We start from the raw sequence: 26,997 nt of genomic DNA on the forward strand, positions 1-26,997 counted from the left end.
GTCCCTTTGATCCTTGGAATGTCTTCAGGCTGCGGCACGGGCCGTCGCTGCGCCCAGGCCTGCATTGCGCAGGAAGGCGTCGAACATCAGCAGCACCCACAGCGGCTGCGCGTGGTCCATCACGCCGCGCTCATGCTGGTCCAGCAGGCGGCCGATGACGGTCGGGTTGAACCAGCCCGTCTGCGCCAGCGCGCCCTGCTGCAGGGCCTGGCGGGTCTGCTCGCGCAGCGGGCCGCGCAGCCAGCGTGCCAGCGGCACGGCAAAGCCCATCTTGGGTCGGTACAGCACATCGTTGGGCAGCATGGGCTCCAACGCCTTCTTGAACAGGTATTTGCCTTCCTGGCCGCGCAGCTTGAGGTCAGAGGGCAATGTGGCCACCCATTCAACCAGCTGGTGGTCCATCAGGGGCTCGCGCACCTCCAGGCTGTGCGCCATGCTGGCGCGGTCCACCTTGGTGTTGATGTCGCCGGGCAGATAGGTGTGGATGTCCAGGTACTGGATCAGCGCCAGCGGGTCGTCGGTGTTGGCGCGCTGGGCGTGATGGTGGAAGACCTCGCTGGCATGCCAGCCCTGCAGGTCGCGCTTGAAGGCGTCGCTGAACAACTCCTGGCGCAGCGGGTCTCGCACCAGGCCCATGGTGTTGAAGTAGGCGTCGACCGAGTTGCGCGCGATGGCCTGGAAGGTGGTCTTGGCACGGAAGACGCGCGGTGCCCAGTCGGCCTTGGGATAGAGCTTGGCTAGCGGGCCGAACACGCCTTTGCGCAGCGCCAGCGGGAAGGCGCTGCGCATGCGCTCTTCCATCATGTGCATCTTGTAGCGGCGGTAGCCGCCCAGGCTCTCGTCGCCGCCGTCGCCGCTGAGCGCGACGGTGACATGCTTGCGCGCCAGCTCGCAGACGCGGTAGGTGGGAATGGCCGACGAGTCCGCATAGGGCTCGTCATAGAGGTGGGCCAGCAAATCCACCAGGCCGAAGTCGTCGCTGTTGACGACCTCGACGCGGTGGTTGGTGCGGTAGCGGTCCGCCACCTGCTGGGCGAACTCGGTCTCGTTGAACTTGGGATCGTCAAAGCCGATGGAGCAGGTGTTGACCGGCTGGTCATCCAGCTGGGCCATGGCCGCGACGACGGCGCTGGAGTCGACACCGCCGGACAGGAAGGCACCCAGGGGCACCTCGGCCTTCAGGCGCAGCTTGACCGACTCGGACAGGCGGCGGCGCAACTCCTCGGCGGCCTCCTCCTCACCGATCTTGGCGTCCAGCGTGAACTTGACGTCCCAGTAGCGCTGCGGCGTGCCGATGGGCTGGCCACGCTTGACGAGCAGGCGGTGGCCGGGGGCCAGCTTCTGCGCATGGCGATAGATGGTCCAGGGGTCGGGCACATAGCCCAGCGCGAAATAAGCCTCGACAGCGCGCGGGTCGATGTCCTGGCGCAGGCCGCCATGGGCCATCAGGCTCTTCAGCTCGGAACCGAACAGCAGCCAGCCGTCCTCGGTCATGGCGTAGTGCAAGGGCTTCACACCCAGGCGGTCGCGCGCCATGAAGAGGCAGTCGCGCTTTCGGTCATGGATCATGAAGGCGAACATGCCGCGCAGGTGGTGCACGCAGTCCTCGCCCCAATGCTCCCAGGCGCGCACGATGGCTTCGGAGTCGCTCTTGGTGCGGAACACATAGCCGTGGCCGCGCAACTCGTCCATCAACTCCAGGTAGTTGTAGACCTCGCCGTTGAAGACCAGGGCCACCGTCTTGTCGTCGTTGAAGATGGGCTGCTGGCCGGTCGCGATGTCGATAACCGACAGGCGCCGGTGACCGAAGCCGACGCCGGGCTCGATATGCAGGTCGCCCTCATCGGGCCCGCGGTGATGCTGGGACTCGTTCATCCGGTGCAGGCGCGCGCGCTCAGGCAAACGCTGACCGCGGGTATCGAACAATCCGGTGATGCCGCACATGGGTTGGACCTGGTTCAGCCAATCATTGGGTAAGACCACGCCTGCCGGAACGGCAACGCGCGGGGAAAGGCGGATTCTTACCGAGCTTGGTGACCACGCCGGGCCTTCGCTGTCCCTGGCGTGATGTCAGGCACGGGTTATCCCCCTGTCCGGGGGATGTGGCCGCCATACAGACGGCCATAAGCCGCCACCATGCCATCAAGGCTGAACTGCTCGCGCGCCCGGCTCAGCGACGCAGCGGCCAGGCGTTCGCGCAAGCCACGGTCGTTGACCAGGCGAGCCAGCGCAGCAGCCAGTGCGGCATCGTCCTGGGCCGGCACGAGCAGGCCGTTGGTCTCGTGCGCCACCAGCTCAGGGTTGCCGCCCACGTCGGTGGCGACCGGTGTGCAGCCACAGGCCATGGCCTCCAGCAGCGTGTTGCTGATGCCTTCGGCCTGCGAGGGCAGCGCAAAGATGTCGAAATGGGGCAGCAGGGCCGCGACATCGCTGCGGTCACCCGGCAGCCAGGCCTGGTCGGCAGCGCCCGCTTCAGCCAGACGCGCGCGCGAAGCCTCGAACAGTGGGCCGCCGCCGAGCATCACCAGACGCAAGCGCGGCCAGTCGGCCGGGCAGATCTCGCGCAGGCGCAGGAAGGCGTTGATGAGGTTGAGCGGATCCTTCACGGCCTGCATGCGTCCCACCGCGCCGATGACGAGATGCTCGCCGCGGCGATAGGGCCAGGCCTCGGGGGGGACGGCCGCGGGCATGAACCGCCGGGTGTCCACGCCGTTGCAGATGCGCTGCACGCGACCGGCCGCAAAGCCGACCGGGCCGGTCAGATAGGTTTCGATGGCCTTGGACAAGGCCACGAAGCGATGCACGCCAAAACCGTAGACGCGGCGCAGGCGCTGGTTGGTGCGGCTGATGCCGCCGAGGTCGTTGACGTCCCAACCGTGCTCGCTGTGCACCCGCAGCGGCACGCGGGCGGCCCAGGCCGGCAACTGGAACTCCATCGGGCCAAGGTTGCGCGTATGCACGACGGCGGGGCGCAGCTCGCGCAGCAGCCGGTAGACGCGCGGATAGAGCCAAAAGCCCTGCCCCGGCGGCTTGTGCAGCGCGATGAACTGCGTGCCAGGCGCCTTCACGCGCTCCTTGAAGGCGGTGATTTCGGTCACCGCCACCACCGCATGCCGGAATGCCGGCAGATGGTTGATGACATTGACGACGCCGTTCTCCAGCCCGCCGGTGTCGAAGCGGTGCAACAGGTGCACGACCAGGGGTCGCAGGTCCGCTTGCACAGGTCAGCGCCGCCCGGCCGCCCGTAGGCGCTGACGCGCCCCCTCGGGGGGCAGCGTGCGAAGCACGCGTGGGGGCTCCATCCTTACAGGCGCCAGAGGCGGAAGCCCGCGTCCACCAGTGCCTTGGCGTCGAAGGCGGCTTTCACGTCGATGAAGGTACCGCCCTTGACGAGCTTCTTGCCGATGTCCGCGGCGCTGAGTCCGGCGTACTCGCGGTGCGACACGGCGGCGACGATGGCATCGGCCTGCGGCAGGTCATCGAAGGGCATCAGGCGCACACCGTACTCGTGCATCGCCTCATCGGCTTCGGCCTGGGCGTCGGTGACGAAGATCTCGACGCCGTAGGTCTTGAGCTCGTTGATGATGTCGATGACCTTGGAGTTGCGCAGGTCGCCGCAGTTCTCCTTGAAGGTCAGGCCCAGCACGTTGATGCGCGCGCCTTTCACCGGGCTGCCGCTGGCGATCATCTGCTTGATGGTCTGCTCGGCGATGAACTTGCCCATGCCGTCATTGATGCGCCGGCCCGCCAGGATGACCTGCGGGTGGTAGCCCAGCATGTCGGCCTTGTGCGTCAGGTAGTAGGGGTCCACACCGATGCAGTGCCCGCCCACCAGCCCCGGCTTGAACTTCAGGAAGTTCCACTTCGTGCCGGCGGCCTCCAGCACCTCGGAGGTGTCGATGCCCAGCTTGTCGAAAATGATGGACAGCTCGTTCATCAGCGCGATGTTCAGGTCGCGCTGGGTGTTCTCGATGACCTTGGCGGCCTCGGCAGCCTTGATGCTGGATGCGCGGTGCACGCCGGGCTCGACGATCATCTCGTAGACCTTGGCGACCGTGTCGAGGGTCTCGGGCGTGTCGCCGGAGACGATCTTCAGGATCTTGGTCAGCGTGTGTTCCTTGTCGCCCGGGTTGATGCGCTCGGGGCTGTAGCCGACGAAGAAGTCCTGCTTCCACTTCAGGCCCGATTCCCGCTCCAGCACGGGGATGCAGACCTCCTCGGTGGCGCCCGGGTAGACGGTGCTCTCGTAGACGACGATGGCACCCTTCTTCATGTGGCGGCCAACGCTCGTCGAAGAGCCGATCAGCGGGCGGAAATCGGGGATGTGGGCCTCGTCAACCGGCGTGGGCACCGCGACGATGATGACGTCGGCCTCGGCCAGCATCTTGGGGTCGTCGGTGTAGATAGCGTGCTTGGCGGCCTGGACTTCTTCGTCCGTCAGCTCGCGGCTCGGGTCGGTGCCGCGCTGGCAGGCTTGCACCTTGTTCTTGGCGATGTCGAAGCCGATGGTGCGCACCTGCTTGCCGAACTCCACCACCAGGGGCAGGCCCACGTAGCCCAGGCCGATGACTGCGAGCGTATTCATGGATAGGTTCTCGTTGCTGTGTTTTTCGAAGGCGCGTGATTGTCACTGCTTGCGCGCGGCGTCGCGGTCCCTGACCTCCCGCAAAGCGGTGTCCAGGCTGGCCCAATGGGCATGCACGAATTCACGCAACCGGGCGTCGCCCGGCCCCGCCGCGGCCTTGTCCGTGTAGATGAGGACGACGGCTGCGTCGTCGCCATGACCCAGCAGCGTCTGCCAGGCGCCGTAGAGCTTGGCCTGCCAGTCGCTGATGAAGGGGCGGCCATTGATCCAGTAGACCTGCCAGACGCGCAGACGCGGCGCCATGCTGCCGCCGCCACTGACCTGGTTCAGGGCCTGGCCGCGCAGATCGGCGGTGCGCCAGGCTTGGCCGTCCAGCTCCGTCTGACCGGACGCCGTGCGCGACCAGTCCTTCTCGACCTCCTCGTTGGCCAGTTCGTTCACCGAGGTGACGAGCTGATGCCCGCGGCGCTGTTCTCGGTAGTAGCCGATGTACAGGCCGACCGGCGTGCCTCCTGCCGCCGGCTCGAAGCGACCGTGCAGGATGGCGGTCGGGTTCACAAAGGAAGGTTTCCAGGTGCTCGACGGCTCGGCCACCCAGGTCCAGCCCGGTAGCGCGGGCACGGCCAATTGCGGCTCCGCATGGGCGCCTGCGCGGGCAGCCTGGGCGCGCAGCGTCGGCGCCAGCGCCAGCAGCAGCAGGGCTGCAGCCAGGGTCGTCGCGAAGCGGTTCGTCGAAGGCGCCCGCCCCGCGTCCACCGGTGACGCCAGCACGGGCTCGGGATCCGGGTCGGCCCAGCGCGCGCCGATCATGAACATCGCCAGCATGATGAGGCCGAAGAAGACCCAGCCGTAAATGATGTGATCGACGCCGACGGCCAGCTTGTTGCCGGACAGGTGGCCCAGCATGACGATCATGTAGGCGCGCAGCCAGTTGGCGATCAGCGGCGTGATGATGGCAACGGCGACGAAAGCCCAGCGCTTCTTGGCCGTCCGGTAGTTCAGGTAGGCGAACAGCGTCCCCACCATGACCGAAGCCATCAGATAGCGGATGCCGCTGCAGGCCTGCACCACCGACCAGGAGCCCGAGGGAATGACGAACTGCGTGCCTTCACGGAACACCGGAATGCCGGTGGCCCGCACCGCAACGACGGTGAAGTCGGCAGTGCGCTCCACCAGCCAGGGCGTCAGGAAGTCGCCGAAGGGCACGGCGAAGAAGAGAAAACCCAGCGGGAAGACGATGCGACTGACCGCCTGCGTCCCGATCAGGGCCGGGACCAGGGCCACGCCCATGCCCACCAGCGCAAACTGCGTCGCGGCGTTGGCGGAAGCCAACTCCCCCACCAGCCACATCAGGCCCAGGGGCAGCAAGGCCAGCAGCCACAGCGGTGCGGGTCGTGGCGTGATCGATGCCAGCTCGGCCCGGCGACGCCAGACCAGCCAGGCCGAGATCGGCGGTACGACCCAGGCGTGCGCAAAGGTCTCGGAGCGGTTCCAGATCTCGACCATGGCCGCGCCGGTCGAAAAATAGAGGATCGCCAGCAATCCCCACGCCAGGGCAAGGCCGAGCAAGGGAAGGCGCCAGGGCTTGGGCAGATGAATCACGCAATCTCCAGGTGACGATCCAGGCCGGCCAGTTGGGCCTCCCAGCTGTAGGCACCGAGCACGAATGCACGCGCAGCGCCACCGACAGCATTCGCGGCCTGCGCATCGGCGAGCAGCGCAGTCAGTCGCTGGACATAGTCCGCTTCGATGTCCGCCGGCTGCAGCCCAGGCTGCACACCGCCCGTGATCGCACGCACGCAGGTGCTGGCAGCGACAACCGGACGTGCCATGGCCATCGCCTCCAGCACCTTGTTCTGAATGCCACGCGCCAGCCGCAGCGGCGCCACAACCGCAGCCGCGTATTGCAGGTACGGCCGCACGTCGGGCACGGTGCCGGTCACGTTGATGGCGTCGCTTGCCAGGGCCTGCACGGCGGGCGCCGGGCTGCGGCCGACGATGTGAAAGCGCAGCGCCGGAAAGCGCTCGCGCAGCGCGGGCAGGATGTCGCTGGCGAACCAGGTCACCGCGTCGACGTTGGGCCAATAGTCCATGGCGCCAGTGAACACCAGCGGCAGCTCGCCAGAAGCAAACGGGTTCGCACGCGTCGCGTCCGGCGTGAAGAAATCGGCATCGACGCCGTTGCCCAGGGCCGCCAGGCGCAGCTCACGGCCAGGGCTCAATGCGCGGAACAACGCGACTTCGTTGTCGGTGACGAAGAAGCTGCAGGCGGCGCCTTCTGCCACGCGCTGCTCGAAGCCCAGCAGCTTGGCGAACTCGCGGCGATAGAGCCAGGACATCGGCCAGGCATGCTCGGGCGCGTAATCGCGCCACTTGGCGGAGTCGACGTCGACGAAGTCCACCAGCGTCTTCACGCCCTTCAGGCCGCGCGTGTATTGCGCCATGACGCCACTGAAGACGATGACGGCATCGAAGCCGACACGGGCCGCCGTCTCGTCCACCCAGGCCTGCAGGCCGGCATCGCGGTAATACGGCAGGCTCAGCGCCTCGCCGCTGAGCAGGCCACGCAGGCTCAGCAGCTTGGCCGAGCGCGGATTCAGGCGCGCCACATGCACGTTCTTGCACAGCGCGCGCACGCGCGGCAGGTGCTGCTCGTCGTCGGGGTCGTCGATGAAGGTGCCCAAATGCACCTCGTGCCGCGCCGCCAGGTGCTTGAGCAGATGGTAGGAGCGCACCTTGTCGCCCTTGTTGGGCGGGTAAGGCAGGCGGTGGACGAGGTAGAGGATCTTCAAGGTCAACTCCGCCCGGCCGCCCGAAGGCGCTGACGCGTCCCCTCGGGGGGCAGTGAACGAAGTGAGCGTGGGGGCATGCTCAATTCAACCCAGGTTCTTGACGATGAAGGGCCCCAGCCAGTTCGCAAAGCCGATGGGCAGCTTGCGCCAGGCCTTGATCATCAGCTGGTACTTGGGGTTGTTCGGGTTGTTCTGGGGAATCGCATCGCGCTTGAACAGCCGGTACTCGTAGCTCAGCGGCTGCGGCTCAAAGCCCCAGTTCTTCTTGAAGGCGTAGGGGCCGGTGCCCTGCTTGCTGCGACCGTAGTCGAAGACCTTGAGACCGCGGGCACAGGCCCGGCGCATCAGCTCCCAATACTTGAAATCGTTCGCGGCCAGGTCGCGCGCCGCTTCATCGTCGCCGGCGTAATAGGGCAGGCATTCGTCACGGAAGTAGAACGTCAGCACGGTGGACAGCGGCTTGCCGTCGGGGGCAGTGACGGTCAGCACCTCGGCGTCGGGGCCGAATTCGTCCAGCAGCGCCTGGAAGTACTTCTTGGGCATGGCCGGCGTGCCGTGGCGGTGCACGTTGTCGGCGTAGAGGTCGAAGAAGCGGTCGACGTTCGCGTCGATCTCGGCCTTGAGCTCGTTCTTGATGCCCTTGCGCACCATGGCCCGCTGCTTGCGAGGGATGGCCAGCATGTTGGCTTCCTCGTCGGCCAGGATCTCCTTGCGGAAGGTCACGTAGAGATCCTGGCGCGGCCAGTCGGCGTGACGCGTGGGGCCGAGGTTGCGGTATTCGAGGTGCTCGGCGCCCTGCCCTCGCGCAATCTTCTCAGCCTCGGCCTCCAGCGCTGCGGCGGCCTCGTCGTTCAGCGCGGCGACGCCGCCATAGACGCCAAACGGCAGGCTCGTGACCGAGTGGCCGAACAGCCGGCTCTTGACCTCGGCCAGCGGCAGCACGCCTTCGATGACGCCGTCGCGCTCGGCATAGAGGAAGAAGCCCTTGTGGCCGAACACCGACTGGATGATGCGCAACCAGCCACTGCGGTGGAAGAAGGTCGCCTGTGGATGGGCGAAGACGAACTCGTCCCAACGCGCGGACAAGGCTTTGTCATGCGCGGCCAGGCGCGCAATGCGAAGGGGCGAACTCATTCAGGCCGGGCTCAGCGAGGGCGCCGGTGAGCGCGGGCTGGCCTCGCGGCCGAGAAAGATCTCGTCCATCCGGCCCCAGCGGAAATCACCGAGCAGCCGCGCGATCCGGTCGTGGGTGCGCGGGATGTTGACGTAGTGGCGGAAGCGCGTCTTGGCGTTGATGCCGGGGATGCGCGGTTGCTCGCTGTCGATCTCCCACGGGTGGAAGTAGAAGACCGCCGGCTCGCCGTCGATCTCGTTGACGCGGCGGATCATCCAGCGCGACAGCGCATAGGGCAGCAGCCGAAAATAACCGCCGCCGCTGCTGGGCAGGTTGCGCGAGCCCATGCGCAGGGTGGTCACCGGGATCTCGAGCAGGCCCTCGCGCACCGGATAGGCGAAGCGAGGTGAGTCGGGCATGCCGTAGTGATCGTGAGCGATGGGATAGACGCTGCTGGAGTAGCGGTAGCCGGCATCGCGCAGCACGTCGAAGGCCCAGAGATTGGCCTTGCCGATGGAGAAGCTCGGCGCACGGTAGCCGATGACGGGCACACCGCCCAGGTCCTCGAGCATTTTCTTGGCGCGGCTGATGTCGTCCAGGAAGGCTGTCGGGCTGAGGTCGCTGGCACGCTCGTGGCCATAGCCATGGCTGGCCAGTTCGTGGCCACCGGCGACGATGGCCTTCACCACCTGCGGGTAGCGCTCGGCGATCCAGCCCAGCGTGAAGAAGGTGGCCTTGACCTGCTTGGCGGCCAGCAGCGCGAGGATGCGCTCGATATTGCGCTCGACGCGGCATTCCAGGCCGTTCCAGTCCTCGCGCTTGATGTAGGGCGCGAAGGCGGAGACCTGGAAGTAGTCCTCCACGTCAATGCTCATCGCATTGCGCAGGGCCGGGGTCTTGGTGGGCATCAGCATGGCAACCTCAATGTCAATGCTGCTTGACGGCATCGACCAGCTTCTGCAGCAGCGCCAGCGTCTGCAGATTGATGCGCTCCAGCCGCATCATGCTGCGCTCCAGGCGCTGCAGGCGGTCGGTGTGGTGATCGGCGCTGAGGGCCGCGATCTCGCTGGACAGGCCATCGACCTCGGCGACGCTCAGCTTCAGCTTGGAAACATCCAGCGCGCCTGGGGCACTGTCGAGTGCGCCGGGGCGGCTGTCGGGCAGCTTGGCGGGCACGCTGTCCAGGGGGCTGGCGTCGCTGTGGCGCGGCGTCTCGCTTTCCTGGGCGATATCGCGCAGCACTTCCTTCACGTCGGCCAGCGTCAGATGGCTGCGGCCCTGCATGAAGCCCAGCAGCAGCAGGCGGTCGCACAGGCGGTTGATGCGACGCGGGATGCCGTTGCTGGCCTTGTGGATGGCTGGGAAGGCGTCGTGGTCGAAGGTCGGCTTGCCGGCGGAGCCCGCGCACTTCAGGCGGTGCTCCATGTAGCGCTGGGTCTCGTCCTCGTCCAGCGGACCGATGTGGCAGGTCGCCGCGACGCGCTGGCGAAACTGCTCCATCTCGGGCTTTTGCAGGATGCCGCGGAACTCGGGTTGGCCGACCAGGAAGGTCTGCAACAGCGACTGGTTGGCGAACTGGAAGTTGGACAGCATGCGCAACTCCTCGACCGCCCGGGCAGTCAGGTTCTGCGCCTCGTCGACGATGAGCAGGCAGCGCTTGCCCTGGGTCACCTGGTTGACGAAGAAGGCCTCCAGCGTCATCAGCAGCTCGGACTTGGGCGCATCCTTGACGCGCACGCCGAAGGCCGCGCCCACCATGCGCAGCGTGTCCTCGGCATCGAGCTGGGTGGTCACGACGTTGCCGATGACGACGTTGCTGCGGTTCAGGCTGTCCAGCAGGCCTCGCAGCAGCGTGGTCTTGCCGGCACCGATCTCGCCGGTGATGACGATGAAGCCGTCATTGCGCAGCACGCCATAGTCCAGATACGCCTTGGCCCGGCGATGCTGCTTGCTGCCGAAGTAGAAGTTCGGATCCGGGCTGAGCTGGAAGGGCTTGCTGCTCAGGCCATAGAAGGCTTCGTACATGTCAGATGTCCATTACGCATTCTCGGCGCACGAAACCGGCGTCTTCAGGGCCGAGCGCTGGGCCGCTCCCGAGCCGGCCCGTTTGGCGATGTGCTCGAGGCTCGATGCCGCGAGCATCGCCGTCCCCACGGGGGACCGGCTGGGCGCGCCCGCGTTCAGCGGGGCGAGACCGGACGAGGGGCTTCAATTTCATTTCAGAACTGTTGGGTCAGACTGGCGTAAACCGCATTCTCGGAGTACGGCGTGGGACCTTCGAAGCGACTGTGGCGCGCGCCGAGCTGCATGCTGATGCGCGAGCCCAGGCGGCTGTTCCAGTTCGCCAACAGACTGGTCAACTGCGTGCGCTGGCTCTTCACGTCGCCGGACGTCTCCTGGCGCGAGACCGACAATGACAAGCCGGACACCGGCGAGAGCTGGTAGCTGCCGGACAGCGAATAGGAGCGCTGCTCGATGAGCGAGTTGCTGGCCAGATCGCCCTGATTCAGGCCGCTGCCCAGGCGCGTCGTGACGGACCGGCTGATCATGGCGGTGACGCTGCTGCGCAGGCCCTGCAGCAGGAAGGTCATCGTCTGGTAGTGCAGGTGGCTCGGGCCGGTGGACAGGAAGCCCAGGGCGGCGGGTGCATCGAGCGGCAGGCCAAGCGATAGCAAGGTGGCGCGCACCAGAGCGTCCCGCTTGACCGGATCAGGCTCCAGCGAGGCGAACAGCAGGAAGTACAGGTCGTAGTTGGTGCGCACGCCGCCAAGCGAACCGGTATTGCCTAACGTGACGTTGCTGGTGTCCGACAAGCTCCAGACCGAATTCCGCATGCGGTGCTCGAAGTTCAGCCCGTGGCTGTTGCCATAGTTGTGCCGCTGCCAGTTGCCGTTGACGCGGGTGCGCGGCGTAGGCGTCCACTCGGCGGTCACCCCCCCAGTGAAGCCGCTCTGGTCGGCACCTGTGCGGCTCTCGTAGTCATTGCGTTCCTGGCCGGCGTTGACGCTGACGAGCCAATCCGGGTTGGGCCTGTAGTTCAGGCCGGCCGTCGCCGAGCTGTTGCGGTTGGACAGCCCGCTCTTGGGGCTGTACTCCTGCGTGTTGGCCTGGGCAAACCAGCTCAGCACGCCGGCGCTGAGCTGCGCAATGCGCAGCGATCCGCCGCGGCTACGGCTGTCGCCAATGGCGCTCTCGCGCACCTCGGTCATCGAGAAATTGCCACGCAGATCAAGGCTGGCCAAGCCGCCGAGTTGGCCATGCAGCAAGGGCGAGACAGTCAGGGTGCCGGTCTCGTGCTGATTGGGGTTGGCCAGGGCGGAATCTTGTGTGGGCGTGGCCTGCAAGCCGAGAGCCGATGCGTTCTGCTGGCCGATGCTCGCTTGCACATCGACGGACAGCGTGCGAGGAATCAACTCGGCCCGGCCGTTGGCCGACAGCGCGTTCTGCACCCGCGTGCCATAGCTCGTCTTGAAATAGGTGATGCCGTTGAGGGAGTAGTCCAGGCTGCCGCGCAGCGTGCCACTGTTGCGCACGATGCTGATACCGGGCGACAGCGTCGCGATGACAGCTCCGTCCTTTTCTCGATCGTTGAGGCGCAGGTTGTCGGTCACGGTCACCGCAACGCCCAAGCGCGGCTGGATGCCACCGCCGGAACTGGCGCCCTCGCCCTGTTGGGCATGGGCCGCCATCACAAAGACAGCGAGGGCCAGGAAAAGATGGCGCGGCTCAGGTCTGGGCCGAGTCATTGCTGCCATAGCCGTAGCCGTAGCCGTATCCGTAGCCGTAGCCATACCCGTAGCCGTAACCGCCGGCGGCGTTGGGACTGGCCTGGTTGAGCAGCATCATCTTGACCGGGCAGGTTTCGATGGCCGCGAGGGCCTGCTGAACGGCGCTCTGCGCCGTCTTCTCGGCATGGACGACGATGACGATCTGACCCATGTGCGACGCCAGCACACGTGACTCCGTGGTCAGCAGCAGCGGCGGCGAATCGAAAATGATGATGCGGTCGGGATAGCGCTTGGCCATGTTGTCCAGCAGCTGGCGCATGGCGTCGCTGGCCAGCAGCTCGGTCGCACGCGGGTGAGGCGTGCCGCTGGGCAGGATGGTCAGCTTCTCGACATTGGTGCGCAGCAGCACCTCGGACATCTCGACACGCTCTTCCAGCACGTCGAGCAGGCCCGGGCCCTGCGGCAGGCCCAACATGCGCAACACCGACGGGCGGGCCACGTCGGCGTCGACCAGCATGACTGTGTTATCCAGCTCCGCCGCGATGCTCAGCGCAAGATTGATGGACGTGAAGCTCTTGCCTTCGCCGGCCAGCGCACTGGTCACCATCATCAGATTGGCATGGTTGATCGTCGCGGCGCCCTTGCCCATCGCGTTCTTGATCAGGGGGCGCTTGATGACGCGGTACTGGTCGCCCGTCTGTGAACGCGGCGTGTGGGGCATCAGAAAGCCCTGGGCGGCCAGCGCCACGACGTCCAGCTCCACGCGCTTGGACGACGGATGGTGCCCATCGTCCTGGACCGAGATGCCCACATGGGGTCGGGGCTCTGCTTGCGGCTGCGCAGGCAACGCAGCGGCGGGCGCAGCCAGGGGCTCGACGACCGGCGACCGCGCCGCCGCAGGCTGCGCCTGCTCGTCACCGGGCAGCACAACGCCGGCCTGGCGCAGTTGCTCGAGCCGCTGGGCGGCTTGTTCAATCAGGCTCGTCATGTCAAACCACCTGCCGGCTCAGTTGCACAGCCAAGACCGTCAATGCGACGGCGAACATCGCCAGCAGCCCTCCGGCCCCCGCGGAGAAACGAATCAGGTCGACGCGCTGGCGGGCACGATCGGCGTCCGTCACAAGCCGCGTCACGACGCCCAGGATGGGCAATTCCACGCGGGTGCGCAGGTCGTTCGCGTCATGAAAGACGGGGCGCAGCTGGCTGGCGGCGAAGGTCGTGAACAGGCCAACGCCCAGGGCCGCCGCCATCGCGCCGGCCAGCAGCAGCAGGCGGTTCGGCGCAACCGGCTTCGGGTTGGCGCGCGGTGGGTCGATGACGCGGAAGTCCGCCACGCCGGAAGCCACATCAAGCTCGCCGGAGATCGACGCCTGTTCGCGGCGCTGCACCAGATCCTCGTAGTTCTTCTTGTGAATCGCATAGTCGCGGTTCAGCTGGGCCGCCTCGGCCTCCACCTGAGGCGCCGTCTTCAGCGCCACCAGGGCCTGCGAGTAACGTCCCGAGTATTCGTCGACGCGGGCGCGCAGGGCCGCGACCTGCACTTCGGTCGTCGCCAGGATGCGCACCATTTCCTGCGTGGCCAGGCTGCCACTGCTCTGGCCGACGGAAGCCGTCGGCACGTTCATGGCGGCCTTGCGCAGTTCGGCGAGCTCGCGCTTTCTCTGCTCCTCGAGATCCTTGATGAGCTTGCGCGTGGCGATGATGTCGGGATGCTGGTCGGTGTAGCGCTGCAGCAAGGCGTCGAGGTTGCGGCGATGCTCCGCCAGGCGGGCGTCGAGTTCAGGCGTGCTGACGTTGGCGTTGGATTCCTGAATCAGGCTCTGGGCCGTCGTCTGGGCACCGCCGCGGGCCTTCTCGGCTTCCAGCTGGGCCTTGGCGGCATCGCGCGCATTGACAGCCTCACGGAACTCAAGGCGGGCACGCTCCAGCTGGCCACTCAACTCCGCGATATGAGCCGCGGAGTCCTTCCCATCGCCCGACATATTGGACAGGTTCTTGAGCCGGAATTCCTTCAGCCGCGTCTCGGCCTCTTCCAGCTTGGCCTCATAGGACTTGATCTGCTCGTTGATGAAGGTCGTTGCCGTCGATGTGCCCACGCGCGTCTGGCCCAGGCTGGATTCAACGAAGATCGACACCAGCGCCTGCACGACACGCTTGGCCGTTTCCGGGTCGCTGTCGCGGTAGCCGAGGATGTAAAGGTTGTCCCGCCCGCTGCTCTGGATGGACAGATTGCTCGTCACCGTCTCGATGGTGGCCTCTTGCTGGGACTTGGACTGGTTCTTCAAGTCCAGGTCAGCCATGCGGACCAGCTTTTCGACATTGGGCCGGCTGATCAGCGTGCGGCTCAACATCATCACCTGCTGCTCGACGTTGGGCTGCACGGCCAGGCCGGACATCAGCGGCTTCAGGATGGACTGGGTGTCCACGTAAATGCGGGCGCTAGCCTCGTAGCGGTCAGGCAGCACGAACACCACCACGGCACCGACCAGCCCGGCCACCCAGGCCACGACCAGGCCGACCCAGCGGTATTTCCACATCCGCCGGACGATGATCAGAAGCTGACCAATCAGCAATTCCATGGGGAACAGTCTCGGTTAAAGCTATGGCGAGGAGGGGCCGGCAGCAAACGCAGGCCCTCTCCCTTCAGTTCAGAACAGGCTCTGAGGAATGATGAGGATGTCGCCCGGCCGCATCTCGACATTGGCCGACACGTCACCGCGCTTGATCAGGTCCTTCAGGCGCACCGAGTACTGCTTGTTGCCCTCGGCCGTGCGCAGGATGGTGGCGCTGTTGCCGGATGCAAAGTCCGTCAGGCCGCCGACGGCGATCATCACGTCCAGCACCGTCATCTTCTGCTTGTAGGGCAAGAACTGCGGCTTGGCGGCCTCGCCAACGACGCGGATCTGCTCGCTGTAGGGGCCAATGAAGCTTGTCACGATGACGGTGACGACCGGGTCACGCACGTATTTGCCGAGCTGCTTCTCGACTTCGCGTGCCACCTGCACCGAGGTCTTGCCCTGCACGACCATCTCGTCCACCAGCGGGGCGGCGATCTTGCCGTCCGGGCGAACCGGCACCGACATTGACAGCTCCGGATTGCGCCAGACCTGAATATTGAGGTTGTCACCCGCGCCGATGATGTAGCTGTAGTCGTCGTTGGCCACTGCCGCCGGCGCTGGCGGGAAGCTGGTGCTGGCGCAACCCGTCAGCACGCCGATTGCCAGTGCCGCGAGGGCCTGCCCCAACCAGCCGGCACCGGTTGCCTTGCCCGCCCTCTGCGAGCCTCTTGCCGACGTCATTTGCGCATCACGGTTGTTGGAAGCGTTCAAGGCGAGTCCTCTGTGGGTCTGTTCATCGAAGGCCCCCGCAAACCGTTGCAGTCAAGAGGGAACGGCAAAACCTGCCGTCATCCAGGGCCAAAGCCTGAGAATGATGCCATAGCCCCACCCCATATCTGGCAACCTAAATCGGGGGCTTCCGCCGGGCAACGCGGACTTTCACACGCGCGCGGCGACCGCGAAATCCGCTCAGGCGTCGGGGGCTCGAGCCAGGTTGTAGCGCCCCGGAGCAATCAGATTGTCCGGGTCGAACACGGATTTCAGCGCCCAGGCGGTGCGCCAGAACGAATCCTGCGGATCGACCACGTCCTCCATCATGTCCGCCCGCGCGCGGTACACCTCCAGACCGCAACTGCGTAAATATTCCCAGAGCGCCCGCGCGCAAGCCCGGGCGTTGGCAACTGCAGCCGCGTCGCCGCGGTCGAACAACAGATTGGCCACCGCCACCAGCGAGGTGGTCGTCTCTATATTCAGCGTCACATAGAGCTCATGGCCGAATCCGGCAGCGACCGCTTTCATGGCATCGACGACCTTCACCACCGCTCCGCCCGCCATGGGCAGCGCGGGATTGATGAATATCAGGCCACAACCGGAGGCGTCCAACTCCCGCGCCGGCAGCTGCGGCTGGCCATATCGCCACAACAGGTTGGTGATGGCGGCGTCCGTCGGTCGGCCATCCGCCAAACCCTGCAAGGGCCGGATGGCCGAAATCGCGGCGGCATTGGCGCGCGCCCAGGGCCACAGGTTTCGCAAGGGATTCAGCAGCCGAAAACCAGCCGCCAGCTTGGCATCGTCAACCACGGTCAGCTTGGCAATGCCGCCCAGGACCCGCCTCACCTCCGCAATCGCGGCCTTCACCTGCGCGGCGCTGCCGGCCACGCCGCCCAGACTCGTCCATTCATAGGGCGCCACGGTCGCCAGCGCCCGGTCCGCCTCGGCCGCCAGGTCGCGCTCCGCAACGCCACAGGAAATACGCAGATATTCACTGATGCCGGACATCATGCTGGCCCGCGTGCGCGCCTGATTGCCGACGTGGGTCACGCCGCTCATGACGCCCAGCCGCTTCAGCAACGCCAGGCCATCCAGGAATTCCCCCAACTTTGAGACATCACGCAAGGCCAGCGACACGGCAACCGAGCGGGCCGGCCGCGGCAGCAGCTTCAGGCAGGCACTGGTGACGATGCCGTAATTGCCCTGGAAGAACAGGCCATCCAGCATCGGCCCGAGGCCATAGGGGTGGGCATGCGCAAGCGGCGAATCCTCACCCAGGCGCCGAAAGCCGGTCCGCAGCAATTCCCCGCGGCCGGTGACAACCTCCAGCCCGAAAACATCCTCCCGGCGCGGGCCCAGATAACCCACGCCCCGGTCCAGCGCATTGCCCAGGATGCTGGTATCCACTGACGACCCCGTCACGTTGAAACTTAGCCCGGGGCAAGATTGACTCAGGAAGTCGTGCAACTGCCGCTGGGTCACGCCGGGTTCGATGACAGCAACAGGATTCGCTTCAGAGATTTCCATTGCGTTGCGGATACGGTTCATCCCGCTCAAATCCAGCACAACGGTGCCCGCTCGCGGCGGCGCGGCGGAGCCATAGCCCCAGTTCAGCCCGGTCGAAACAGGATAGAGCGCCCTGCCCTCGCGGCGCGCCCGGTCAACACAGGCCGTCACGTCATCGACCGACCCAGCCCGCCAACAGTCCAGGTCGCCGCGATCCCAGCCGGTCACATTGCTGGAACTCCGCCGGGCTACCCCGTGTTCTTCTTTAGCCATCTCCACGCAGCCTCCTCTTACCCGTTCCATCGGGTGTCGGCGGACTTTACAGCGACCACCAGCGCTCCCAAGAACCAGCGGCATTCCATCACTCAATGACGCCACAACTCATTGTTTTAAAAGGGAAAACAGGAGTCGCTGTCAAAGCTGGCACGCCACATGCTTATTACCCAGCGTCCGGGGCCGCGCCCCAACTTCTAGCAAGTGAATCAAGGAGATTCAAATGAGCAAGACCCTGAAGACGCTGGTTGCTGCAGCGGCCCTCGCAGCAGTTGGCATCGCTTCCGCCACTCCGATCGTCGGCATCGCCAACTTGTCGCTCGGCCAAGTCATCGTGACCAACGGCAGCATCGACTGGAACAACGATCCGACCAACATCGATCCCCCGTCCAATGGCGCGACGACGACCTATGGCGAATTCAACGTCATTAACCTGCGTACCGGCTCTTTCCTGAGCGTGCCGCAACTGACGGTCGGCACGATTCGTGACATGGCCAACCCGACCATTCTGCCTCTGGACACCGGCAACGCGTTTCCGATGGGTGTCGCGACGAACGTCAGCAAGTTCCTGACGATCAGCACGAAGCCGAACTGGATTTTCGACGCCAACTTTCTGTTCCCTGGCCTCGGCGCCTCGCCGTTCGTGTTGACTCAGGTTGGTAACGGCGTGTCGGTGACGATGACCATGCTGGGCACCGCCTGTGACGACCTGAACTTCAGCGGCACCTGCGACGCTGGTGATGACATCACCAAGTGGAGCGGCATCTTTACCGCCCAGTACACGCAGACCAGTATCGCCGCCATGGCCGCCACCATCCTTGGCGGCGGTGCCCTGGACAACAACTCCTGGTCCGGCACCATCGAAGCGACCCGTCTGCCTGAGCCGGCTTCGCTGGCCCTGGTTGGCCTGGCCATCGCTGGCCTGGGTTTCGCCAGCCGCCGCCGCGCCGCCAAGTAATGTCACAAGCAGCGACCTGATCGCTGCCGCTGACAAATGAACCCCGCCTCGGCGGGGTTTTTTATTGGCTGAACTTGTTTAGCTCGGGGCCGCTGCCCACGCTCCGCCTTCAACGGGCGCGATTAGCGCGCCTCGATGGCTTTCAGCAGGGGCGCCGCATCCCGGATCAGGACGGCATAGCTGATACCGGTCGGCGCACTCAGCGCCGCCTCGCGGGTGCTCTTGACGAGCCCGCCCTGCAGCACACCGACGACCTCGCCGGTCTCGACGTCGATCACCGGGCCGCCGCTGTTGCCGGGATAGGCCGCAGCATCGAGCTGCATGACCTCGAACGCGCCATCGCGCAGCTGCCGGACCGCTCGCTCGCTCAAGCCCTGAGGACCGGTTGCGGGTGGCACGATGGGCGTGCGGGCTGAAACGATGCCTCGATGGGTCACATGGGAATAGCCCAGGGCGTTGCCGATGGGGACGCCGATCAACGCAATGGCTGTTCCCTCGGGCACTTCCTTGGCGGCCAGGTTCAACACGGGCAAGTTCGGCCCGTCGATCTGGAGCAGCGCGAGGTCATGGGCCCTGTCCGTCGCGACGACCTTCGCGCTGCGCAGTTGCCACTGCAGCTCGGGCGTCCAGACCTGCACGGCCAGGCTGCGGTCAATCCGGCCCGCCGTCTCTTCTGGAACCACATGGGCATTCGTCAGCACATGCAGCCCATCGACGACCGCAAAGCCTGCGGCACGAAAACCGAAGCGCGGGTTGTCCATCAGCCCATAGCTGCCGACGATGACCACCGAGCGTTTGGCGCGCGCCACGAGTTCAGGAAGGGTTTCAGCCTTGGCAGCCCCCATGCAGCAAGCCAGCGCAGCCGCCGCGAGCAGGCGCCGGCGGTCAGGGCTCACAAATCGCCTGCGACATGCTCGGTTTCCAACGCACTGACGGCACGGCGCCAGACCTCGTCGGACTCATCCACGCGAATGCCATAGAACTCGCCAACCTCGGTATGGTGATGTCGCACCACCTTCACCGCCAACGCGGCCTTGTCCTGCACGCCTAGCTCCACCCAGACCGTACCTTCAACACCTACCGGAATATCGAGCTTGGACTGGGCCTGCAGGCCCGCGAGGGAAATCTCGATGACGGTGATCACGATGGAACGTTCGCTGCCGTCGACTCGCACGCGCAGTTCGGCCGGGCAGCGCAGCGAGAAACGCTGATGCCGGCGCATCGGATGAAAGCCCGTGAGCGAGCCGCTCATCATGGGCAGGACGGCGCGGAACTCGGGCTGGTCGTAGATGGACCACAGCAACGCCTTGCGACGGTCATCGAGTTCGTCGAAGACCTTGCTGCGCTGGTTGAAGAAGTAATCGAGGATGGCCGGCGTCAGCACCGGATCGTTGGTTGTGAAATAGCGGCGCTTGGGCAGCTTGATGTTGGGCAGGCGCAGCTGGACGAAGTAGTTGTAGAGGTTCTTGCGTTCCTTGCGCTTGCCATAGATACGCCTGAATATTTCTTTCGCGACTGGCAGGTCCAGGGTCGCGCCGACAGCCGGGGCGCCGTTGGCAAAGTCGTAGTTGTCCACGACTGTCTCCTGCAGCCTTTCGAAGAACAGCAGCGACTCGTAGAGCTCGATCTTGTCGGGGTTGACTGCGATGACGAGATGGCGCGTGTCGAAGTACTCGGTGCAGTACTCGTACATGAACTTCATCAGCGGGAACAGGATGGCACCACCCGTCTTGCGGAAGTCGGGATGCACGGCCAGCGCCGAAATCTCGGCAATCTGGCCCTGCTTGGCGCGCACTTCGCTGAGGTCGAAGACCGCCTGCAGCGGGAAACCGAACACGCCCTCGCGGATCATGGACATGGTGCCAACGACCCGGCCGTCGTACTTGGCACAGAGCGTCGTCGTCGTGGGCAGCGCGTGGTACATGGTCACGCGCAGGCCCGATGGCGAGGGCTTCATGAAGCCGCTGGCAACGTAGGCGTCGTGCAGGATGCGGAAGCATTCCTCCAGCTCCTCCTGCGTTTCAGCGACCTTCAGCTCGAGCCTCGGATCAGGCGCGGGATCGCAATCCATCATGCTCCGGTAGATGCTGAAGCGCGTACGCCGCGGCAGCCAGGAGAACGCCTTGCGCATCGCCTGGTGGAGCCGTTTACGGAAACTCGCTTGCTTGATCTGCATGCCGGTCGATTCGTCGAAATTGGCGGAGCCCTTCAGCCACCCCTCCGGCGGGGCTGCTCAGAGGGATGACAGAAGCTTTTGTACCTCTTGCTGTTGTGCAAAGTTGCTGCCCAATGCTGCCAGGCGCTGCAGTTCACCGCGCGCCTCGGTCTTCTGGCCATTCTTGATCAGGTACTGCGCCAGATGCAGACGGTGCATGGGCTGCTCGGGGCTCAGCTCCACTGCCCGCTTCTGCAGGGGCAATGCCTTGTCCAGATGGCCTGCGGCAGCCTGGATCTCAGCTGCAGTATCGATCACGGCCGGCGTGTTCGGTGCGAGGGCGAGAGCCCTCTCAACCATGTCGACGGCACCCGGCTTGCCCGCCCGGTGCAGCAACCAGCCCAGGTTGTTCAAGGCCACGGCGTTGCCCGGCTGGGCAGCGACGACCTTGCGATAGCGCAGCTCGGCCTGCTCGAAGTCCTTGCGCGCCATCGCCTGATCGCCCAGGTAGAAGTTGAACAACGCCGAGTCCCCCTGCTTGGCCAGCCATTCGGCCTCCAGCTTGTTGGCGTCAGCGGTCTGGCCGGCGCTGAGCAAGGCGCGATGCAGCTTGATGGCGGTGTCTTCAGCGGGCCGCTTGACATAGCTCGTCCGCAGCGCGGCGATGGCCGCCGGCCACTTGCCTTGGGAGGCCTGCAGGTCACCTTCGAAGGTCCACCCCTGCGGCTCGTCGGGCGACTGGGTCTGGACGGACTTGGCCAGGGCCAGCGCCTCGGCGGTCTTGCCCGTGCGGGACAGCAGTGTGATCAGGCGCACCTGCGCTGGCAGATGGTTGGGCTTGATGGCCAGGACCTTGCGCAGCTGGACGATGGCGGCAGGAATGTCCTTGCGGGCCTCCTGGAGCTCTTCCATGCGCATCAGCGGCTGCACGGCATTGGGCTGCAAGGCGGCCATCCTGACGAAGGCTTGCGATGCCTGGTTGAAGTTGCCCGTCGCTGATTCGGCCACACCCAGTGCCTCGAAGAGGAAGGGGTTGTCGGGAAAGCGGCTGACGCCTTCATTGGCCGCCTGCAGGGCGCCCTTGGCATCGCCGGTCTCCAGCAGATGCGAGATGAGCCCGAGCCGCGGCCCTTCCACCGTCGGGAAGCGCTTGATGGCCGCCTCGAGCTGACTGCGGGTTTCGTCGGCCTTGGCACCGTTGCGGGCCTTGGCGGAGATCAGGGCCATCAGGCCTTCGACGGATTGCGGGTCGGCGGCAACCACCTTCTCGTAGCGGCCGGCAGCCGCCGCGAGCTTGCCTTCCTCATAGTCCATGGCCGCCAGCGCAGTGGCAGCCGGCAGATAGGCCCCGGAACGACGCGCCGATTCCTCGTAGCCAGCGCGGGCCTTGTCGCGGTGGCCACGCAGTTGCTCGATGCGTCCACGCAGAAAGGCCGCGATAGGCTTGCCGGGCTGCTTCTTCTCGATGCCATCAACGACGGCCAGTGCCTCATCCAGCCGGTTGCCGCGCAGATGGGTCATGGCCATGACGAGGTCGGCTTCCATGCCGGGGTCAGCGCTGGCAATGGACTTCAGCTCGGCCATGCCCTTGTCGCCTCGGCCTTCGCCGATCTCTGCCAGCGCCAAAGCCGTGCGGCCACGCATGTCGCCAGGATTCACCCTGACGGCCTTGGTGTACATGCGTTTGGCTTGCTCGCTGTTGCCCATCTGGAGGTAAATCTCGGCAGCAACGGAGTAGACGTCGGCCGGCGCGTTGTCGCCATCCAGCAGCGGCTGCACCGAGCTCAAGGCCTTGCGCGGGTCGCCGGCGCGCAACTGGGCGCGCGCCATCAGCACACGCACGGTGTTGGGCGTGGGCGAGTTGGCCAGGGCCTTGCCCAGATGGGCGGCGGCCTGCAGATAGCCGCCACGCTCATACTCGATCATGCCGGCCAATTGCAGGAAGCGCGGGTTCTGCGGCGCGATCTTCAGCAGTTGCTGGGACATCTCGAAGGCCGTCTTCAGATCGCGCCGCTCGAAGGCGAGCACCGTCTTGAAATAACGCCCTTGCAGATTGTTGGGCTGGGCCTTCTCCATGTCTTCGAGCTGCTTTTGCATGCCGTCGAAATCACGCTGGCGCAACAGCAGCTGGACGATGCCCAGGTGGGCCTGCATGTCACCCTTTTCACGCTTGAGCGCTTCCCGATAGGCCACCATGGCATCGGCGGGATCACTGCCAGATGCCTGCAGCAGGTCAGCCTTGGCGACCCAGGGACGGCTGGATTCGGGATGCGCCTTCATCGCTCGTTCGACCTGGGCCAGCGCAGCGGTCTTGTCGCCCGAGATCAGCAGCAATTGGGCAATCGTGAGTTCGGCAATGATGTTGCCCGGATCGGCCTGCAGGGCTGCGTCCGCCGCCGCACGCGCCTGGACGTACTTGCCCTTGGCGCCGTAGGCCACGGCCAAGGCCGCCTTGAGCTCGGCCTGGCGCTTGGGAGCGGTCAGCTGGACGTCGGCGTACTCCGAGATGAACTTGTCGTTCTCACCGCGCAGGATCAGCACGGCGGCCATGACCGGCACCAGCTCGTCATTGTTGAAGCCGCCGTCCCGCGCCTTGGAGAGCTCCACCCAGGCCCCGGCCACGTCGCCGGTTTCGAGCAAGGCCTTGCCGAGCAGAAAGCGCGCCTCGACGTTGCCCGCGTCCTTCTGCAGCGCGTTCTTGAAGTCAATGACCGCGGCCTTGTACTCCTTCTTTTCCATCCGCGCTTTGCCGGACGCAACGACCTGGGGGACGCCTTCGTCGAAGCAACCCGTCAGCAGGACGGTGGCTGCCAGAAGGACTGCGGCCAGGCGGACAGGCCGCAGGTTGTTGTTCTTCGTCATTTGATCTGCAACCGGTTCATCATGTCGTAGAGGGTCGGGCGGCTGATGCCTAACAGTTCGGACGCACGGACGATGTTGCCATCGGTGCGGGCCAGCGCCGTGATGAGGGCCTGGCGCTCGGCGTTCTCGCGCACGGTACGCAGGTCCAGCGTCGCGCTGTCATCGGTCGGTGCGGGCGCCACGCGCAGGCCAAGGTCCAGCGCGCCGATGCGGTCGTCCTCGGCCATGATGACGGCGCGCTTGAGCATGTTCTGCAGCTCACGCACATTGCCCGGCCAGCCATGGGCCTCCAGCGCCCGCACGGCGTCGTCGGCCAAGGTCGGCACCGGCCGGCGCATCTCGGTCGCGAAGCGGCGCGCAAAAGCGTGCGACAGCAGCACCGGGTCGCCCACGCGGTCACGCAGCGGCGGTATCTCGACGACGATCTCGGCCAGGCGGTAGTAGAGATCCTCGCGGAAACGTCCATCGACGATGCGGGCCTTGAGGTCCTGGTGGGTCGCGCCGACGACGCGCACGTCGATCGGAATCTCCTGGCGGCCACCGACGCGCTCGATGACCCGCTCCTGCAGGAAGCGCAGCAGCTTGGCCTGCAAGGGCATGGGCAGGTCGCCGATCTCGTCGAGCATCAGCGTGCCGCCATTGGCGGTCTCGATCTTGCCCAGCGTCGACTTGTTGGCGCCGGTGAACGCCCCCTTCTCGTAGCCGAAGAGTTCACTTTCCAGCAGCGTCTCGGGGATGGCCGCGCAGTTGATGGCGACGAAGCGGCCCTTGCGCTTGGAGGCGTCGTGCAGGCCCTGGGCGAGCACTTCCTTGCCCGTGCCGCTCTCGCCGAGCAGCAGCACGGTGGCGTCGCTCGGCGCCACTTTTTCGATCATGCGGCAGACGCGCTGCATGCCGGGGTCGCGCGTGATCAGGCCCGAGAAGACGTCGCTGCTCTGCTGCGTCTGCAGTCGGCGGTTCTCCTGCTGCAATTCATAGAGGCGGTAGGCGCGCTCGACGGTCAGGCTGAGCACGTCCGGATCGACCGGCTTGGCGAGGAAGTCATAGGCGCCCATGCGGATCGCACGCAGCGCGTTGCCCTGGTCGTTCTGGCCGGTCAGTACGATGACCTTCACACCCGGGTCGAGCTCCAGCAGCTTCTCCAGGCATTTGAAGCCCTCGGATACCGAGTCCCGATCCGGCGGCAGGCCAAGATCCATCGTGACGACAGCCGGGTTGTGGCGGCGGAACTGCAGCACCGCGCTGGGGACGTCATCGGCAGTGACCGATTCGAAACGGTCCAGCGACCACTTGAGCTGCTTTTGCAGGGCCAGATCGTCTTCGACGATCAACAGCGGCGCATGGCGAGGCGTGTTCATTGGTGCACCCTTCGGCCTGCGGCCTTGCCTGGCCGACGGCGCGGCCAGGCGTTCGCCAGGCATGGGATGCCCACAGGGCATCCCAGGTCCGGGTTCACTCCCGCCAGGCGGGAGCGAGCTTGCTTGGGGCGGTCCAGCGCGGCGCTCATTGGACGTCCAGCGCCGTCAAGGGTGCGTCCGCCTGCGCATGGAACAGCGGGAGCAGCAGGGTCACGGTGGTGCCCCGGTTCAATTCACTCTGCACGCTGATCTTGCCTCCCAGTTCCTGTATGTATTGGTAGCTCTCGTGGGCGCCTATGCCCATGCCGCTGGCCTTGGTGGTCTGGAACGGCTTGAAGAGGCGATTCTGAATGAAATCCTCGCTCATGCCGCAGCCGCTGTCCTCCACGCGAACGCGCGCCTGGCTGCCCTGGGCGTCCAGGGTCAGGCAAACACGGCCGCTCGCGGGCGTGGCATCGAAAGCGTTCTGCACGACATGGCCGAGCACGCGCTCCACGCGCTCCGCATGTCCACGCGTGCTGACGCCGCCTTGCAGCGTCAATTCCAGCACCCTGCCCTTGCTGGAAGCCGCAGCTGCGAGGCGCTTGGCGATCTGCTCGAGGTCGACACCACTGGTCACGCCATGCGGCTTGTCGCCCTCGCGTAACTGAAGCATCAGCTGGCGCATCTTCTCCAGCGAGTTCTCCACCGTATCGAGCATGTCCTGCTGGAATTCGGGGTTGTCGCGCAGACGCTTGGCGTTCTTCATCATCAGCGAGAGCTGGGTGACGATGTTCTTCAGGTCGTGCACGACGAAGGCCGACATGCGGTTGAAGGCATCGAATTTGCGTGCCTCCAGCAACGCTTCCGTGGCCTGGGCCTGGTCCAGATAGCCTGATGCCTGGCTGGCGGCCGTGCGCAGCAGGTCGCGCACCTCCCAGTTCACCTCGATGACCACGCGCGGCCGCCCCAGCACTGCAAAACCGATCAAGGCTTCGCGCACCAGCAGGGGCACCAGCAGCCAGCAGCGTGGCTCCTCGGTCAGCCAGGCCGGCAATTCAAGGCCGGGGTAGGCGTCAGGCCGTTCACGACACTCATCCACGTCGACGATCCAGGCGCGCTCGCGCCAGAACGACGCCAGCGGGCCGTCGCGCGCCTCGCTGCCCAACTCAGCGGGCAGGTTCCAGCGGGCGGCCTGCACGAAGTCACCACCCGCGGCACGCGGCAACCAAAGCATGCCGCTCGGGCTTTCGACCAGGTTGGCGAGTGCGCGCACCACGGTCTCAGCTGTGTGCTGGGGTTCAGCGCTGCCGGACAGGAGCTGGGTGAACCGCAGCCACTCCTCGCGGTAGTCGTAGCGATAGCTGAAGAAGTTTTTGCTGATGTAGACACGCAGGCGCGAGCGCATCGATCCGGAGGCCATCAGCAGCGTCAGCGCCACCAGCGCGACGAAAACCAGGGCCACGGACAGCGCCCGCCCCCACTCGCCGCCGGTGTAGCGCACGTAGTAGCCCACGCCGGCCACCACCAGCAAGTAGACGCCGACCAGCAGCAGCGTCGCCGAATGGAAGACCGCCGCACGCGACACATGCAGCCTGCCGAGCCAGTCGGCGTAGCGGCGAGAGGCTACGTAGAGCAGCGGCACCGCCGCGGCATGGACCAGCGAGCGAACGCTGATCGCGTCCCCATCGAAACGCTGAAACAGCGCGGCTTGCGACCCGATGAAGAGGTCGAAGGCAAAGATGGCCCCCAGCCCCAGGCAGACCGGCTTGGCATTCCATCGCGCGTCACCGGTCGCATTGCGCAGCATCTGCTCGACCATCACAAGGCCCAGCACCGCGAGGCCCAAGGCGGCAAAGGCCTGGGGACGGGCAAGACTCTCTGCCGGTACGTTCTCACCGACCAGGAGCAACGCCAGACGCGCCAGCACCGCGACGACAGCAAGGGGACGCAACCAACCCAGCCCGGCCCCCCGCCGCGGTGGTGGGAGCAGCATCAGCATGAAGGCAAACCAGAAGCTGATGCGCAGCAGGTCAAGGCCCGGAATGACCCAGGTCGGCAAACGGTCGGACCAATGCCTCAGCCCATCCATCAGCGCCAAGCCGGCCCAGATCGAACTGGCTGTCAGCGCCGCCAGGAACACCATGGCGAGCACGGAGACGGGCATGCTGCCCCGCAGCAGCCGCTGCGCGAAGTAGAGCGCGAACAGCCCGTAAGCCGCGCAGCAGATCAGATCGCCAAGGCTGCTCAAGGAGAGGAAGGGAGCCAGCACCTCAATCATGGCGCCAGGGGCAGGGTCCAAATCGGCGACAAGAGACATGCGTCATTCAAGCATGCCCCCGGGCGTTCGAGCATCGG

At 65.7% G+C, this 26,997-nt stretch carries 19 protein-coding genes; 1 reads left to right on the top strand and 18 read right to left on the bottom strand.

The window, feature by feature from the left end:
- Positions 1-24: 24 nt before the first annotated feature.
- The 13 genes from ASC95_RS22795 to ASC95_RS22855 all read right to left on the bottom strand — a co-directional run bounded on the left by ASC95_RS22795 (position 25) and on the right by ASC95_RS22855 (position 17,327).
- On the bottom strand, positions 25-1,944 hold the full coding sequence (locus ASC95_RS22795) for an XrtA/PEP-CTERM system amidotransferase (RefSeq protein ID WP_057300472.1): 1,920 nt from the start codon (positions 1,942-1,944) through the stop codon (positions 25-27).
- Positions 1,945-2,081: 137 nt separating this feature from the next.
- Entirely contained in the window at positions 2,082-3,221 is a 1,140-nt protein-coding gene (locus tag ASC95_RS22800) for a TIGR03088 family PEP-CTERM/XrtA system glycosyltransferase (RefSeq protein WP_057299971.1), read from the bottom strand.
- A gap of 83 nt (positions 3,222-3,304) precedes the next feature.
- Complete coding sequence (locus ASC95_RS22805) at positions 3,305-4,585, bottom strand: nucleotide sugar dehydrogenase (protein ID WP_057299972.1); 1,281 nt, start codon at positions 4,583-4,585, stop codon at positions 3,305-3,307.
- 42 nt (positions 4,586-4,627) lie between these two features.
- Entirely contained in the window at positions 4,628-6,187 is a 1,560-nt protein-coding gene (gene xrtA, locus ASC95_RS22810; RefSeq protein WP_057299973.1) for an exosortase A, read from the bottom strand.
- Positions 6,184-7,377, bottom strand: a complete 1,194-nt coding sequence (locus tag ASC95_RS22815) for a TIGR03087 family PEP-CTERM/XrtA system glycosyltransferase (protein WP_200960188.1) — start codon at positions 7,375-7,377, stop codon at positions 6,184-6,186. The genes xrtA and ASC95_RS22815 overlap by 4 nt, the downstream gene beginning before the upstream one ends.
- An 84-nt stretch (positions 7,378-7,461) precedes the next feature.
- Positions 7,462-8,511, bottom strand: coding sequence for a FemAB family XrtA/PEP-CTERM system-associated protein (locus ASC95_RS22820; RefSeq protein ID WP_057299975.1), 1,050 nt, complete (start codon positions 8,509-8,511; stop codon positions 7,462-7,464).
- Positions 8,512-9,405 carry an XrtA system polysaccharide deacetylase gene (locus ASC95_RS22825; RefSeq protein WP_200960189.1) on the bottom strand — a complete coding sequence of 298 codons (894 nt, stop codon included), beginning with the start codon at positions 9,403-9,405 and terminating at the stop codon, positions 8,512-8,514. It abuts the gene before it with no gap.
- 13 nt (positions 9,406-9,418) lie between these two features.
- Entirely contained in the window at positions 9,419-10,516 is a 1,098-nt protein-coding gene (locus ASC95_RS22830) for an XrtA/PEP-CTERM system-associated ATPase (RefSeq protein ID WP_057299976.1), read from the bottom strand.
- A gap of 194 nt (positions 10,517-10,710) precedes the next feature.
- Entirely contained in the window at positions 10,711-12,237 is a 1,527-nt protein-coding gene (locus ASC95_RS22835) for a TIGR03016 family PEP-CTERM system-associated outer membrane protein (protein ID WP_162250837.1), read from the bottom strand.
- The gene (locus tag ASC95_RS22840; protein WP_057299978.1) at positions 12,218-13,207 is read right to left on the bottom strand and encodes an XrtA-associated tyrosine autokinase; all 990 of its coding nucleotides are present in this window, start codon (positions 13,205-13,207) and stop codon (positions 12,218-12,220) included. Before ASC95_RS22840 ends, ASC95_RS22835 begins: the two co-directional genes overlap by 20 nt.
- 1 nt (position 13,208) lies before the next feature.
- Positions 13,209-14,798, bottom strand: coding sequence for an XrtA system polysaccharide chain length determinant (locus ASC95_RS22845; protein ID WP_057299979.1), 1,590 nt, complete (start codon positions 14,796-14,798; stop codon positions 13,209-13,211).
- Between the two features lie 69 nt (positions 14,799-14,867).
- Complete coding sequence (locus ASC95_RS22850) at positions 14,868-15,548, bottom strand: XrtA/PEP-CTERM system exopolysaccharide export protein (RefSeq protein WP_235538017.1); 681 nt, start codon at positions 15,546-15,548, stop codon at positions 14,868-14,870.
- 198 nt (positions 15,549-15,746) lie between these two features.
- Positions 15,747-17,327 (bottom strand): FAD-binding oxidoreductase, encoded by a 1,581-nt coding sequence (locus ASC95_RS22855; RefSeq protein ID WP_162250838.1) that lies wholly within the window; start codon positions 17,325-17,327, stop codon positions 15,747-15,749.
- A 223-nt stretch (positions 17,328-17,550) separates the two neighbouring features.
- Here ASC95_RS22855 and ASC95_RS22860 point away from each other — a divergent pair, with 223 nt between their 5' ends.
- Positions 17,551-18,285, top strand: coding sequence for a PEP-CTERM sorting domain-containing protein (locus ASC95_RS22860; protein ID WP_057299981.1), 735 nt, complete (start codon positions 17,551-17,553; stop codon positions 18,283-18,285).
- Between the two features lie 122 nt (positions 18,286-18,407).
- Here the strand turns inward: ASC95_RS22860 and ASC95_RS22865 are convergent, their stop codons facing one another.
- The 5 genes from ASC95_RS22865 to prsK form a co-directional block, all read right to left on the bottom strand.
- Positions 18,408-19,181, bottom strand: coding sequence for a S1C family serine protease (locus tag ASC95_RS22865; RefSeq protein ID WP_057299982.1), 774 nt, complete (start codon positions 19,179-19,181; stop codon positions 18,408-18,410).
- The gene (locus ASC95_RS22870; protein WP_057299983.1) at positions 19,178-20,461 is read right to left on the bottom strand and encodes a GNAT family N-acetyltransferase; all 1,284 of its coding nucleotides are present in this window, start codon (positions 20,459-20,461) and stop codon (positions 19,178-19,180) included. Before ASC95_RS22870 ends, ASC95_RS22865 begins: the two co-directional genes overlap by 4 nt.
- A 57-nt stretch (positions 20,462-20,518) precedes the next feature.
- Positions 20,519-23,302: an XrtA/PEP-CTERM system TPR-repeat protein PrsT gene (gene prsT / locus ASC95_RS22875; protein WP_057299984.1), complete on the bottom strand. Its 2,784-nt coding sequence runs from the start codon at positions 23,300-23,302 to the stop codon at positions 20,519-20,521.
- Positions 23,299-24,660, bottom strand: a complete 1,362-nt coding sequence (gene prsR / locus ASC95_RS22880) for a PEP-CTERM-box response regulator transcription factor (protein ID WP_057299985.1) — start codon at positions 24,658-24,660, stop codon at positions 23,299-23,301. The genes prsT and prsR overlap by 4 nt, the downstream gene beginning before the upstream one ends.
- A 145-nt stretch (positions 24,661-24,805) precedes the next feature.
- Entirely contained in the window at positions 24,806-26,920 is a 2,115-nt protein-coding gene (prsK, locus tag ASC95_RS22885; protein WP_162250839.1) for an XrtA/PEP-CTERM system histidine kinase PrsK, read from the bottom strand.
- Positions 26,921-26,997: the final 77 nt, after the last annotated feature.

Source organism: Pelomonas sp. Root1217, from assembly GCF_001425705.1.
GTDB lineage: Bacteria > Pseudomonadota > Gammaproteobacteria > Burkholderiales > Burkholderiaceae_C > Pelomonas.

Excerpts from the sequence above, each read along its gene's own strand:
- ASC95_RS22795 (WP_057300472.1), bottom strand. The coding sequence starts at position 1,944 with ATGTGCGGCATCACCGGATTGTTCGATACCCGCGGTCAGCGTTTGCCT.
- ASC95_RS22805 (WP_057299972.1), bottom strand. The coding sequence starts at position 4,585 with ATGAATACGCTCGCAGTCATCGGCCTGGGCTACGTGGGCCTGCCCCTG.
- ASC95_RS22820 (WP_057299975.1), bottom strand. The coding sequence starts at position 8,511 with ATGAGTTCGCCCCTTCGCATTGCGCGCCTGGCCGCGCATGACAAAGCC.
- ASC95_RS22825 (WP_200960189.1), bottom strand. The coding sequence starts at position 9,405 with ATGCTGATGCCCACCAAGACCCCGGCCCTGCGCAATGCGATGAGCATT.
- ASC95_RS22830 (WP_057299976.1), bottom strand. The coding sequence starts at position 10,516 with ATGTACGAAGCCTTCTATGGCCTGAGCAGCAAGCCCTTCCAGCTCAGC.
- ASC95_RS22835 (WP_162250837.1), bottom strand. The coding sequence starts at position 12,237 with ATGACTCGGCCCAGACCTGAGCCGCGCCATCTTTTCCTGGCCCTCGCT.
- ASC95_RS22840 (WP_057299978.1), bottom strand. The coding sequence starts at position 13,207 with ATGACGAGCCTGATTGAACAAGCCGCCCAGCGGCTCGAGCAACTGCGC.
- ASC95_RS22845 (WP_057299979.1), bottom strand. The coding sequence starts at position 14,798 with ATGGAATTGCTGATTGGTCAGCTTCTGATCATCGTCCGGCGGATGTGG.
- ASC95_RS22855 (WP_162250838.1), bottom strand. The coding sequence starts at position 17,327 with ATGGCTAAAGAAGAACACGGGGTAGCCCGGCGGAGTTCCAGCAATGTG.
- ASC95_RS22860 (WP_057299981.1), top strand. The coding sequence starts at position 17,551 with ATGAGCAAGACCCTGAAGACGCTGGTTGCTGCAGCGGCCCTCGCAGCA.
- ASC95_RS22870 (WP_057299983.1), bottom strand. The coding sequence starts at position 20,461 with ATGCAGATCAAGCAAGCGAGTTTCCGTAAACGGCTCCACCAGGCGATG.
- prsT (WP_057299984.1), bottom strand. The coding sequence starts at position 23,302 with ATGACGAAGAACAACAACCTGCGGCCTGTCCGCCTGGCCGCAGTCCTT.
- prsR (WP_057299985.1), bottom strand. The coding sequence starts at position 24,660 with ATGAACACGCCTCGCCATGCGCCGCTGTTGATCGTCGAAGACGATCTG.
- prsK (WP_162250839.1), bottom strand. The coding sequence starts at position 26,920 with ATGATTGAGGTGCTGGCTCCCTTCCTCTCCTTGAGCAGCCTTGGCGAT.